We start from the raw sequence: 11,838 nt of genomic DNA on the forward strand, positions 1-11,838 counted from the left end.
GCGCGGCGATGAGTTTAAATACCTTGTTAGAAAAAGCCTGATTCACACTTTGAGCCAGGCTTTATTGAATGATTCAGGAAACGGCTCGGCAGGCTTTGAATATATCTAACTTGCTATCGTAGGCTTGAGTTTGTACATCCATAATGCCTAATAAAGAGTGGAATACGTTATCATGTGAGTATTGGCCTGCATTCTGTGCTTGTTTATACAAACAGTCGGTATTGATCTGCTTCGCTTGTTTAAAGCCCGAAGACAGCCACATGATCAAAGGAACGCGTTTTTGGAAATCTGGTGCAAGGCCATAAGGCATACCATGTAAGAACAATCCATTTTCGCCTAGTGACTCACCGTGATCCGATATATAAATTAGCGCGGTATTATACTCAGACTCTAACGCTTTAAGTTTTTTGATGGTTTCTGCCAATACAAGATCGGTGTAGCGTATGGTATTGTCATATGTGTTCACTATTTGTTCGATGCTACAGTTTTCGATATCTGCACGTGGACAGTCTGGTTTAAAGAAGGCGTTGTCTCTTGGGTAACGCTGAAAATAGGTCGGACCGTGGCTTCCTATAAGGTGCATGGCGACCACTCGGTTACCGTGCATATCCGCGACTTCCTGATCAAAATGATCTAATAGCGCCATGTCGTAACAAGTTTGGCCATTACACATAGGGCTTACTTGCTTTCGATCCACTTCAATTTTCTTGATCTTGTGGGCTACTTCTTTATCCCCACCGTCATTTTCTTTCCAAATGAGGTCAACCCCAGCGCGCAGCATTATATCGAGAGCATTGTCCTGGTTATCCGCTTTGGTGCGTTCAAACTCGTTTCGCGTGAGCTGTGAAAACATACAAGGCACAGATACAGCAGTCGCGGTGCCACAAGATGCGACGTCTTGAAATGAGATAACATCCAATTTACTAGTATAAGGGTTTGTCTCTCGTGTATAGCCATTGAGTTGGTAGTTCTGCGTTCGAGCGGTTTCTCCTACGACAAAAACCAGTAGTGTTGGTTTGCGCTGTGCTTGCTGTACGGCGCTATCTGACTGCTTTGCATCTGTGCCGATTTCTCGATATGGCTCTGGCGTGGTGAAATATTTCTCCTTCACATACCCGGTCGTGCTGTAAACGAACTGGGTGGGTATGATGATTTTTTTTAGGTGGCTATTGTTGCGCCCTACAGATGCGTAGTCTTGATAGTACACGCTGGCAATGACGGCGATGACAGCTAGCGACGACAGCATCGATACTAATTTGGTAACAGAGAAGTACAGTAATTGGTGACGTTGAGATTGCAGCTTGACCTTAAAGACAATTATCGATGGGATAACTCCCATAATCAGCGTCCAAATTACAGAGTGAGCACTCAGGTAAGAACTCGCCTCGCTCGAATCGGTTTCAACAATATTGGCAATCATTCCAGAATCGAAAAGTGTGCCATAGTTATAGCTTGCGTAGCTCACCATACTTGAAACAATGATTAAAATTATAAAGAACGGCTTGCCGATCCAAGGCCAACTAAATAAATTAAAAAGGAAATTGAGCGCGGCAAGAAAGAAAATTGGTATTGTGATAATAAATCCAATCTTGACATTATCTAAGTGTGTAAAGATGCCGATCAGTTCTTTATAAATAGGGATATTTACGACGAGAGCGAAATACAGCGCCAACAGGAAAGTAAAGGTAACGTAAGAGATACCTCTCTGTTGTAAATCATGTGTCTTCATAATGAGTGTCTTGAATAAAAATTAGAGCAAGAACGAAGCCCAAATAAAAAGGGCAAGAGTTAACGCAACAAATACTGCTGCTGAGCCAATATCTTTGGCTCTACCACTGAGCTCGTGCCAGTCATCGCTAACACGGTCGACAACCGCTTCTACGGCGGAGTTAATGAGTTCGACGATCAATACCAAGAACAGGCTACTGATCATCAGCACTCTTTCGTATGTGGTGACAGGAAGGAAAAAAGCACAGACGGAAAGCACCAAGGCGAGAATCAATTCTTGTCTAAAAGCGGCTTCGTGTGTCCATGCGGCTTTCAATCCTTGAAATGAATAGCCGGTCGCATCCATGACACGGCGTATACCTGTTTTACCTGGCTTCAAAATATGACCTTACTATTTAAGCATTGGGATGGAACACATATCCCAGAGAGGTAACGAGATTAATCGTTACAGCGTGAAACATTTGTGAATAGAATCCATCGCGCGATAATTTAAGAAAAGTGCTTATTTAATCAAGATCGTAGACGGTATAGCCTTTGTGCTGGAGGCATTTACGCAATACGAGAGATTGAGTTTTGGTTGAATCATTTGTTCCACTCAAAGCACCAGCTCCAGCTCCTACAGCACCGCCGGCAGCAGCACCGACAGCCGCTCCACCTAATCCGTCTTCTAGCGCACCAGCAGCTGCGCCGATCAATGCGCCTGTAACTGCCCCATTAGTGGCTTCAGATTTCGCTGCCTCTGATTTGTCGACATTTTCTGCATAGCCTTGGCAGTAAAGAAAGTCTTGTTCATATGTACTAGGGTCGACATTGGTCATGTCGACGACAGGTTTTTGGTTGTAGGCGCAAGCTGTAAGCGTAGAAGTAAGCGCCATAATCAGGATAAAAGATTTATACATGAGTACTATCCATTTAGTGTGTGAATCTTATGGATTAAATGTACACTGTTTTATTGTTGGGCTCTGTCGCTTGAGTGTATTGAAGTGTCGTCTTCTGTAAACGGGGTAGGAAGGTTAAGTTAACTGTCTGATTTTTTGAGGCTAAGTGTGAAGCAAGCTCCTCCAAGTGGGCTATGGCAAATCGAAACTTCTCCACGTTGAAGCTCCATTATCTGTCTGACAATCGCCAAACCGAGCCCAAACCCGCTCGTCTTTTTGTTGCGAGATTCATCCGCGCTGTAAAATGGTTCGAATAGATGAGGCCAATGCTTTTCTTCAATACCTATGCCATCATCATGAACATTGATGAAGCAGCGGTGCTGATCGTGTTTTATCTCTACTAAAATCTGCTTATCTGCGTACCGCATTGCATTGCGCAGCAAGTTATCTAAGGCTCGCTTTAACAATTTTGGGTCAGCAAACGCGAGAACGTTTTCTGAGTTTACTTCTTGAAGCGAGATAGCGAGCGTAGTCTCTTTTTGCCATCTCTGTCGTAACTCTTTGACTAAGTTGAATAGGACGACTTCTTCTTGAGTTTGTAATGCTGTGTCAGGACGCTCCATCTTTGCGTAGTAAAGCAATTCTTCAACCATTTCTTCCATCTCGTCAATGTCTTCGACGATACTGTAAACATACTTTTTCTGTTGTTCAGTTAAGGTTGAATCCGATAACAAATCTGCTTGCCATTGTAAGCGGAAGATTGGGGTACGCAATTCATGTGCAACGGCGTTAGTTAGCATTTTATTGCTAGTGATCAAGCGAGATACTTTATCGGCCATCGTGTTAAAGCTTTTGTTTAACGTCCCAACAGACTTAGCGCTTGAGGTACTAGCTCGAGCCTTGAAATTACCTGAGGCAAACTCAACGGTCACTCTCTCTAGCTCTCGAATCCGACGGCTTAAGAACCAGATCAACAATATGCAATACAGAGCAAATCCAGCTAAAAAGAACAACCAAACTATATTGTCATCAAAGTTGGCTGCTTTAACCACAGGACTATTCGGATTATCGCTCATTTTAAAGATAGGCGTACTCGCATCTAGGCGGAACCAGATATCCCTTTCTTCATCGTAAGCGACGTTAACGGAGGTATCACTTTCAAACGCCTTTTTGATGTCTGTTGGAAGCTCTTCAAGCGTATGAGGCACCAACAAACGATGGCTTGATGTGGCAAATTGTTCCAACTGTTGTTGAGTATATTCTAATCCGTGTTCTTTATAGATAGGATAGATCAGATCGTGAAAAGCTTGACCCTCATGCTCTTGTAATAGGTAGTCATAATCTGTGTTGATCTCATAAACTAAGAACTCGTATCCCCACAAGCTAGCCATAAACAGAATGATAAGGCCAACAAAGCTTTCCAGATAAATACGTCTCATTATTCATTCCATGCATCAGGCATAAATAGGTAGCCTTTGCCGCGAACGGTAATGATTTTTTGTGGTGAGCAAGAAGCATCGCCTAGCTTCTTTCTCAGTGTCACTATGCGATTATCAATGGTGCGGTCTGTTCCATCGTATTCAATACCACGCAGTGTTTTGGTCAGCCACTCGCGTGATAGTGTTTTTTCAGCATGCGTTGCAAGAACCCACAACAAATCGAACTCGCCGTCTGTCAGCGCAATTTCTTCTTGGTTCATTACGCACGATTTACGCAACCGGTTTAAACACAGAACACCAATTTGTAGGCCGTTTTCGGACTCGGTAGGCGCCGCCTCTTTTCTTCTTAATAGCATGCGAATACGAGCCAGCAATACGCGAGGTTTGATGGGTTTAGTAACAAAGTCATCTGCGCCTATTTCTAATGCGGCGACATGATCGAAGTCATCATCACTTGCTGTTAGCATCAACACTTTGCCTTTGTAGCATTCTCGGATTTGACGACATACACTCAGACCATCTTGCCCGGGTAGCATCAAATCTAACAGCACCACGTCTGGTTGTGTGTCAATAATCGCATTGGGTGCGTCCGTCCCATTGTCGATACATTTGACCTGAAAACCTTGTTCAACAAAATACTCACCCAACATAGTTTGTAATTTGGGATCGTCTTCCACAATGATTAGAGATGGTTTGATTTGTTGTGCGTTCATTTAAGTGATGTATACAATATTTAATATCAATGGAACTTAAACAAATTTACGAATTATTTCAAATAAAGCTTTCTCAGAATAAGGTTATCGGATGAGTTAATTGGATAAAATTGCCAATTAATGATTTAAATCTAATCACCAATCACATTTCGAGAGATGTAAAAAGGCGCAACGTTTGCGCCTAGGTATGGAATCTTAAAGCGAAATTACCGCTTATTCGGTGGTACATACGACGCTGTTGTCGCTGCCAAATGCATTTGGAACGTAAGCATCAGCTTGTGGGTCATTTTCCCACTTCGCGTCATCGAGCAAGTAACGGAACTGAACATTCCGCGCTTTAGGTAAGCGGGTTTTAAATTTAAACTGACGACTTTTCTTCACTAATTTCATCGGTTCTGGCTGCCAGTTGTTGAAGTCTCCAGCAATTTGGACAGAGTCCCACTGATCTTTATCTAGCTCGAACGTGACTTCGACTTCATCTTTTGTCTTAAAGAATCTTTTTTTAAGCATTGATCTTTCCTTGTTCGTACAAAAACTGTTCTAACTATTACTCGTGTTTCATAATGATTTCAAGTTTTATCGAATTGTTGCTGGTATCTGATGAGGGGAGTATCCGAACGGTGAATAGCTCGTTGTGCTGGTTTCGTGTACTGAGGGAGCGTTAGAGAGAAAATTCACTAGCCTAAAATAGTCAAAGAACAGAGTTTGTTAGCGAGCCGAGAGTCCGTATCTTGAAGTCAAACCGTTATCATGTATTATCTTAAATCACCATTTTCCTTGATGTAGCTATGTTGAAGTTTAACCGTACATTGTTGACTGCGATAGTTTGCTTAGTTGCTATGCTTTTGAGTAGTGTCGCTCCTGTGGCGCAGGCTTCCGCTCCGATGAAAACAATTGAAGTACGCGATCTTATTGTTCAACAGGCTGCTCTGCACAAACAACTTGGCGTCAATGACGACTGCGTAGAATCACATCACGATGAGTCAGCCATCAATAAGGCACAACAATCTCACACGAGTTGTAGCTCTTCCTGCATGGTCAAAATTCCCGCCAACTTATCTCAAAACGACTTACTGCTTCTTCCTTATAGCCTTGCTTTGATTGATAGGCCTCTAGTCGAAAAAGTAGTGACAGTGATCACCAAGCTTTATCGTCCTCCGATTGTTTAATTCCTCATCTCAAATTACTTGGGGTTTACCCCTTTTTACCAAATGAAATGATTTGGCATTTGAATGCCACAAGGAAATAAACAATGAAAAAACTACTTGCCTTATGTAGTGCAATTTTACTGACTTTTACCGCTCATGCAGCGCAATTTGAAGAAGGGAAGCACTACAAAGTTCTGGATGTTAAGAAAGCATCGAAACCTGTTGTGACGGAATTCTTTTCTTTTTATTGCCCACATTGCTACAAGTTTGAGTCGCTTATTGAGCGTTTAAAACCTGCTCTGCCAAAAGAGGCAAAGTTTGAAAAGGTACATGTGGGGTTCATGGGCGGAGATATGGCGATTCCGATGGCCAAGTCCTACGCGACGATGGTGTCGCTCGGGGTTGAAGATACAATGATTCCTGCCATGTTTGCCCAAATTCATCAAAAGCGACAAGCGCCAAAAGACGAAGCTGAGCTGAAACAACTCTTCGTTGATAATGGCGTAGAAGGTAAGAAGTTTGATGCGGCTTACAACAGTTTCGCCGTAAACTCAATGCAGAAAGGTTTTGATAAGCAATTCTCTGCCAGCACGTTAAGAGGGGTTCCGGGTGTGGTTGTGAACAATAAATACATTGTTTTGGCCAACGAAATTCGTACTTACGACGAGTACAATCAATTAGTTAATTACTTATTGACGCTGTAACTATAAATAGCATTGAAGCTTAAAAATGGCGACAGTAGAGTCGCCATTTTTTATGCTTATCACACTCGTATTATCTAAGAACGCTTGTACATGCTTGAGTCGGAACACTAGTCATAAATATGGCATGCGGATAAAACAAGCTAGCAGCAGTGATTGCAACATTACATGGCTGAGCAATCGTAGTTTTAATCACATTGGTAAGCACAGCGCCTGTATTATTTACTGTTTGAGCGGCGGCTTGTTGTGCCTGGTAAGACACGCAACCTGTCGTTGCATTGATCATCGCAGTGCTAAACAAAAGTTTGCGAAAAAACATATTCATATCCTTTGTGAATGCTTTGAATTACTTATATGTGGATTGATTCATAAATGAAACAAAACAGTGTTCAAAATATGTGTGCATTCACGAAATGAACATTGTTTTATAAAAAGACGTTTTTTTGTGATCTTAGTACTGGACAGACCAGGTTATGAAACTAAAGCCAATCCGTGCATTACGATTACGCCGAAGGTCAGTTTGCTCCTCATTCCTTGATATCCCTTGGGCTCGGCGTCTTGTTCGACTTTCCTCACGAGCTTTTCTGCATACCAAACAGCAAGGTACCCAATTGCTAAGAGTAGGGTTGCGACTGCGTAATGTTTGTGGCCCTGCAGTAGTGCGCCCCAAGCTAGTAAGACAAAAAGGTTGCTGAGAATTAATATATTTCGGCTAAGGCGGTGGTAGTAATGCTCAATGCCATTACCCCAAAGGATGCCGGATAAAAAACTTAATATAACGGCGCTATATGCGATGAAAAATTGCTGACCACTTAAATTGAAGAGTGAGATGTCAGTGAAAATCAGCCCTAAACTAAACACAAATGGAACCAGGCCTAAGTAACCGAGTTGTAGCATGGTTGAGCGTGTTGTCATGGTCGTCACCTTACAATTGTTGCTCTATCATATTGGTAAGCGTAGTACTTGTCGGTGATGTGGAGCTTGGAAAAGTAGCAATAACTTTACCTTCAGAGCTAATTAGAAACTTGTAGAAGTTCCATTTTGGTTTTATGCCTGCTTGGTTAGTAATCTGGTTGAAGACTGGGTTCGCATCTACACCTAATACTGAAGAGCGAGCCATCATTGGAAAGGTGACCCCGTAATCGAGATAACAGACTTTCGCTGTGTTTGTTTCGCTTCCTCTATCTTGTCGAAAGTCATTGCTCGGGAAACCGATAACGGTGAAGTTTTGGTCTTTGTAAGTTTGATAGAGGGTTTCTAACTGTTCGAACTGAGGAGTGAAGCCGCACTGGCTTGCTGTATTGACGATTAGTAGTGTCTTTCCCTTAAAGCTTTCGCATAGATCGACTTCTTCCGTTGAGTTTAACAACCTTTGCTTACCTTGAAGAATATCAGGGCACTCAGATGCAAGAGCAAGCGAATTCATGGAGAGAAAGCTAACGAGAGCGGCGAGTTTCAGTAATCCTTTCATGGTGTTGTTCCCCTTGTTTTCAATAAGTATAACTACTCAAGTGCAAAGAGGATCGATCAAAAAAGCCGCACAAATGCGCGGCTTTTTTCAAGAGCTGAGATCTGACTATGCCAGTTTCAACTCGAACTGGTTCAGGTACATTACCATGTCTTCAATCGTCAGTACCGGCATGTTGTGGAGGCGACCGAATGCTACGATCTCCGGTGCTTTTGCCATCGTGCCATCTGGATTGGTCACTTCACACAGTACGCCAGCGGGTTGAAGCCCTGCCATTTGCATCAGATCAATCGTACCTTCTGTGTGACCACGGCGAGTCATTACACCACCTGGACGTGCGCGCAGAGGGAATACGTGACCCGGGCGAGCAAGATCTTCCGGTTTTGCGTGCGGGTTTGCCGCCGTTTTAATGGTCGTTACGCGGTCTGCAGCTGAAACACCCGTTGTTACACCAACTTTCGCTTCAATAGAAACCGTAAATGCGGTTTGGTTTGCGCTGTTGTTGTTTACCACCATAGGAGGCAGTTCCAGTTTGTCTGCTTGAGCATCTGTTAAGCACAAACAAACGATGCCGCTACATTCGCGGATCATCAATGCCATTTGCTCGTTAGTGAGGTGCTCGACTGAATAAATGATATCGCCTTCGTTTTCGCGATCTTCATCATCAAGAAGCAGTACGCCACGGCCTTCTTTTAAAGCGATAAGTGCGTTTTCAACGCGAGTAATTGGGTCGCCGAATTCGGCAAGTAGTGATGACTGATTCATGGTTAACTCCTAAATTTCACCAGAATCAGGGCGGTATGAGAGATCGCCGTAAAATACGATCAAAAAGAAGTGCACCAGCATTCTTAGCGATCTGACTCGCTATGCTGGTGTATTCTTATTCTCTTTCATCCGGACTATAACCGTCGGCTCTGGCATCTCACCAGATCTGCTGACCTCGACGAATCGAGCGCTCGCGGGCTCACTTGAAAAAGTATACCGCCGGTGGGGAATTTCGCCCCGCCCTGAGAACAATTAAAAATGTACCACTTCATCCAAGTTGTGAAGAAGTGGAGCTAGGATAGTACTGCGAACTGAATAGCTTGGAAAGTCGATTCCATCTGTATGATGGAAAAGTGTGCTATCGACGGAAATAATCTGTGCGAATAAAGTGATCAATCTGCTGCGGCACGAAGGTGTTGTAAATCAGGCTCGTATGCGTTTGCTTCACTTCGATATGATCTTGCATACCGTCCAGTCTTGTCTCTTCTACGGTAACGGTACCGTCCGACATGGTGTTGTCATTACGGATCAACAATGGGCGAGCGCCAATCGGCATCGTTCCTGCGATACTGCCGAGTTTTTGAGGGAAATCCCAGGCGTCATCATGTTTGTTTAATCCGTGGTGTGGCGAATTGCCTAAAATTGCACCCAATCCGAGATCTTGAATTCGACCTACAATGGACGCGCCTTTAAGAGGCGAACCGATAGCGACAACATGAGAGATTAAGTTAGTGCTCGGTTTTCTGTTGGCGAGATAGCGCTTAATCATCAAGCCCCCCAAGCTGTGTCCCACGAGCACGTTTGTGGTCAGTGGATTAAGCGAATGATCAATAGAATCAAACAGTGAAGACTCATCGATAGCAACAGTGTTATAGCTGAGTACTTGCGTTTCGTATCCGAGTTTTCTCAGCTTTTGGCTAAGAGGCTGCATGACCAGCCCATGCATATAAAGACCATGTAAGATGATGATTTTCATAATACCTCCTAGATTTATGACGTCGTAGATATCCTACTCTAATTGACAAGAAACTACTTGTGCTTTGTGGTGCATATTTACGTTTTGCTGCAAAGTTTGACTGCTGTAGCAAGCGACTCAGCCCAGTAAATCCTGTACTTGTTGTTGCAATTGATGACGATTTAAAGACGCAGGACTTAACACTTTACCGATAACAACATCCACTTTTGACCAAAAACGAGTCGGTCGTTTTGTGAGAGCATGTCCGCCTTTGTGGCTGAAAAAAGAACCCCAAAGCCCTTTTAACGCCATAGGGATGACAGGAACAGGGTTACGTTCAAGGATTTTCTCTACACCAGGGCGAAACTCACCCAATTGACCGTTAGACGTTAAACGACCCTCAGGGAAGATACAGACAACCTCACCGTCGTTAAGTGCTTGTTCAATCTGTTCAAATGCTCGTCGGTAAGTGTCGGCACACTTACGTGGAGAACAGATCGGGATAACACCTGCATGACGGAATACATATTTAAGAACAGGTAGCTCGCTGATGGACTTGTCCATCACAAAACGAACCGGGCGAGTAGAGGTTCCCATCAAAATCAATGCATCGACATAGCTAACATGGTTAGCCACGATTAACGCAGCACTTTGTTCAGGAATATGTTGGCGCCCCTTTACGGACACACGATACATACAATGGCTGAGTAAATAACTGATAAAGCGTTGTGTGAATTCCGGTACTTGACGATAGACATAGACTGCCACGAAGAAGTTACCTATTGCCATCATGACAAACAGTTCCACAATAGAAAGCTCTAGTACGCTGAGTACAACGATCGAAACCAAAGCAGACACCACCATAAACAACGCATTCATGATGTTGTTAGCAGCAATGGCACGTGCACATTCCCCTTTGTTTGAACGCGATTGGATGAACGCATAAAGAGGAACAATAAAGACACCGCCGCTTACACCAACAAGGAACAGGTCAATCATGACGCGCAGATGTTTGGATTCAGCAACGAAGCTTTGCACATCATAAAAGTGCACCGGAAGCGATGGATAACTCGGGACTGCCCATAGCAAGTCGACGCCAAACACTGTCAGTCCAAGGATACCGAATGGCAAAATACCAAGCTCAACGTGGTTGAAAGAGAGCTTTTCACACAACCAAGAGCCTGTAGCGATACCAATGGAAAACAATGCCAACAGTAAAGAAACGACAGTACTGTCTGCAAACAAATGTTCGCGTGCGAAGTTAGGGAATTGAGTTAGGTAAGTCGCACCCATGAACCAGAACCAACTGATGGCAAGAATAGACATCCAGATGCCTCTCTGCTTTTTTGCCACTTTTAACGTGTTCTTTAAACCAGAAATCGGTTCAAACTTCGCTTTGTCATTTGATTGGCTAGGCATCGCTGGAATATTCACGCTGCTCATGAACCCAAGCAAAGACAAGGTAATCACGACACAAGAAGCAATCAAGGTACCATTAGGAATGGATAGCAGCAGGCCTGCACTAAGCGTACCTATAAGAATCGAAAGGAACGTGCCCATTTCAACCCAAGCATTTCCTTTAACAAGCTCATTTGGTTTGAGCGCTTGTGGTAGTAAGGCGTATTTCACGGGGCCAAAATAGGCCGATTGAGTGCCTGTCATAAACAGCAGAACCAGCATCAGCATGGCACTTTGGGTGGCAATAGCGGTTGCTGCGCAAGACATGATAGCCAGCTCGATGAGCTTTAGACGTCGGATTAATTTGGCTTTGTCCATGCTGTCAGCGACGGCACCAGCATGCGCTGAGAATAGAAAGAAAGGTAGGATGAATAAGCCTGCCGCCAAATTAACGAATAGATTGACGGATATTGGTAGGTTATCAATTTGGCTGTATGTCACCATCAATAACAGAACGTTTTTGTAGATGTTGTCATTGAGTGCGCCAAGGCATTGCGTCACAAAGTAAGGAAAAAAGCGTTTTGAGAAAAACATACGGGCCCCGATTAAACAAAGTCGAATGAGATGGGAGCACTTTATGCTCAA

14 protein-coding genes and 1 riboswitch are annotated in these 11,838 nt (G+C 43.6%); of the genes, 2 read left to right on the forward strand and 12 right to left on the reverse strand.

The window, feature by feature from the left end:
- Nucleotides 1-73: 73 nt before the first annotated feature.
- The 6 genes from R7O13_RS01355 to R7O13_RS01380 form a co-directional block, all read right to left on the reverse strand.
- The gene (locus R7O13_RS01355) at nucleotides 74-1,729 is read right to left on the reverse strand and encodes a phosphoethanolamine transferase (RefSeq protein ID WP_213866912.1); all 1,656 of its coding nucleotides are present in this window, start codon (nucleotides 1,727-1,729) and stop codon (nucleotides 74-76) included.
- A gap of 21 nt (nucleotides 1,730-1,750) precedes the next feature.
- A complete protein-coding gene (locus R7O13_RS01360; RefSeq protein ID WP_017635149.1) occupies nucleotides 1,751-2,107 on the reverse strand; it encodes a diacylglycerol kinase in 357 nt (118 codons plus the stop codon).
- A 127-nt stretch (nucleotides 2,108-2,234) separates the two neighbouring features.
- Complete coding sequence (locus tag R7O13_RS01365; RefSeq protein WP_005385575.1) at nucleotides 2,235-2,627, reverse strand: hypothetical protein; 393 nt, start codon at nucleotides 2,625-2,627, stop codon at nucleotides 2,235-2,237.
- Nucleotides 2,628-2,746: 119 nt separating this feature from the next.
- Nucleotides 2,747-4,045, reverse strand: coding sequence for an ATP-binding protein (locus tag R7O13_RS01370; RefSeq protein WP_005373675.1), 1,299 nt, complete (start codon nucleotides 4,043-4,045; stop codon nucleotides 2,747-2,749).
- Entirely contained in the window at nucleotides 4,045-4,758 is a 714-nt protein-coding gene (locus R7O13_RS01375) for a response regulator (protein WP_005373673.1), read from the reverse strand. The genes R7O13_RS01370 and R7O13_RS01375 overlap by 1 nt, the downstream gene beginning before the upstream one ends.
- A gap of 213 nt (nucleotides 4,759-4,971) precedes the next feature.
- Nucleotides 4,972-5,268, reverse strand: coding sequence for an isoamylase early set domain-containing protein (locus tag R7O13_RS01380; protein ID WP_053349287.1), 297 nt, complete (start codon nucleotides 5,266-5,268; stop codon nucleotides 4,972-4,974).
- A gap of 278 nt (nucleotides 5,269-5,546) precedes the next feature.
- On the opposite strand from R7O13_RS01380, the gene R7O13_RS01385 reads away from it, so the two are divergent.
- On the forward strand, nucleotides 5,547-5,927 hold the full coding sequence (locus R7O13_RS01385) for a hypothetical protein (protein WP_005373669.1): 381 nt from the start codon (nucleotides 5,547-5,549) through the stop codon (nucleotides 5,925-5,927).
- 83 nt (nucleotides 5,928-6,010) lie between these two features.
- The gene (locus tag R7O13_RS01390; RefSeq protein ID WP_137282779.1) at nucleotides 6,011-6,610 is read left to right on the forward strand and encodes a thiol:disulfide interchange protein DsbA/DsbL; all 600 of its coding nucleotides are present in this window, start codon (nucleotides 6,011-6,013) and stop codon (nucleotides 6,608-6,610) included.
- A gap of 70 nt (nucleotides 6,611-6,680) precedes the next feature.
- Here R7O13_RS01390 and R7O13_RS01395 read toward each other — a convergent pair whose 3' ends face one another.
- From R7O13_RS01395 to R7O13_RS01420, 6 genes are all read right to left on the reverse strand, one after another.
- Entirely contained in the window at nucleotides 6,681-6,926 is a 246-nt protein-coding gene (locus R7O13_RS01395; protein WP_005373664.1) for a hypothetical protein, read from the reverse strand.
- Nucleotides 6,927-7,078: 152 nt separating this feature from the next.
- Nucleotides 7,079-7,522: a DUF3429 domain-containing protein gene (locus tag R7O13_RS01400; RefSeq protein ID WP_005396352.1), complete on the reverse strand. Its 444-nt coding sequence runs from the start codon at nucleotides 7,520-7,522 to the stop codon at nucleotides 7,079-7,081.
- Between the two features lie 10 nt (nucleotides 7,523-7,532).
- Nucleotides 7,533-8,078: a glutathione peroxidase gene (locus R7O13_RS01405; protein ID WP_054577749.1), complete on the reverse strand. Its 546-nt coding sequence runs from the start codon at nucleotides 8,076-8,078 to the stop codon at nucleotides 7,533-7,535.
- A 105-nt stretch (nucleotides 8,079-8,183) separates the two neighbouring features.
- Nucleotides 8,184-8,840 (reverse strand): 3,4-dihydroxy-2-butanone-4-phosphate synthase, encoded by a 657-nt coding sequence (gene ribB, locus R7O13_RS01410; RefSeq protein ID WP_005373655.1) that lies wholly within the window; start codon nucleotides 8,838-8,840, stop codon nucleotides 8,184-8,186.
- A gap of 113 nt (nucleotides 8,841-8,953) precedes the next feature.
- A riboswitch (FMN riboswitch) is annotated at nucleotides 8,954-9,094 on the reverse strand.
- 104 nt (nucleotides 9,095-9,198) lie between these two features.
- Entirely contained in the window at nucleotides 9,199-9,816 is a 618-nt protein-coding gene (locus R7O13_RS01415; protein ID WP_005373653.1) for a hypothetical protein, read from the reverse strand.
- A 117-nt stretch (nucleotides 9,817-9,933) separates the two neighbouring features.
- The gene (locus tag R7O13_RS01420; protein WP_318302784.1) at nucleotides 9,934-11,787 is read right to left on the reverse strand and encodes an MFS transporter; all 1,854 of its coding nucleotides are present in this window, start codon (nucleotides 11,785-11,787) and stop codon (nucleotides 9,934-9,936) included.
- Between the last annotated feature and the right edge of the window lie 51 nt (nucleotides 11,788-11,838).

Source organism: Vibrio sp. Y176 (genome assembly GCF_033438945.1).

Bases quoted from the DNA above. Each gene is read 5' to 3' on its own strand.
- R7O13_RS01385 (WP_005373669.1), top strand. From the start codon at position 5,547: ATGTTGAAGTTTAACCGTACATTGTTGACTGCGATAGTTTGCTTAGTT.
- R7O13_RS01355 (WP_213866912.1), bottom strand. From the start codon at position 1,729: ATGAAGACACATGATTTACAACAGAGAGGTATCTCTTACGTTACCTTT.
- R7O13_RS01380 (WP_053349287.1), bottom strand. From the start codon at position 5,268: ATGCTTAAAAAAAGATTCTTTAAGACAAAAGATGAAGTCGAAGTCACG.
- R7O13_RS01405 (WP_054577749.1), bottom strand. From the start codon at position 8,078: ATGAAAGGATTACTGAAACTCGCCGCTCTCGTTAGCTTTCTCTCCATG.
- R7O13_RS01400 (WP_005396352.1), bottom strand. From the start codon at position 7,522: ATGACAACACGCTCAACCATGCTACAACTCGGTTACTTAGGCCTGGTT.
- R7O13_RS01420 (WP_318302784.1), bottom strand. From the start codon at position 11,787: ATGTTTTTCTCAAAACGCTTTTTTCCTTACTTTGTGACGCAATGCCTT.
- R7O13_RS01415 (WP_005373653.1), bottom strand. From the start codon at position 9,816: ATGAAAATCATCATCTTACATGGTCTTTATATGCATGGGCTGGTCATG.
- R7O13_RS01370 (WP_005373675.1), bottom strand. From the start codon at position 4,045: ATGAGACGTATTTATCTGGAAAGCTTTGTTGGCCTTATCATTCTGTTT.
- R7O13_RS01375 (WP_005373673.1), bottom strand. From the start codon at position 4,758: ATGAACGCACAACAAATCAAACCATCTCTAATCATTGTGGAAGACGAT.
- R7O13_RS01390 (WP_137282779.1), top strand. From the start codon at position 6,011: ATGAAAAAACTACTTGCCTTATGTAGTGCAATTTTACTGACTTTTACC.
- R7O13_RS01365 (WP_005385575.1), bottom strand. From the start codon at position 2,627: ATGTATAAATCTTTTATCCTGATTATGGCGCTTACTTCTACGCTTACA.
- R7O13_RS01395 (WP_005373664.1), bottom strand. From the start codon at position 6,926: ATGTTTTTTCGCAAACTTTTGTTTAGCACTGCGATGATCAATGCAACG.
- ribB (WP_005373655.1), bottom strand. From the start codon at position 8,840: ATGAATCAGTCATCACTACTTGCCGAATTCGGCGACCCAATTACTCGC.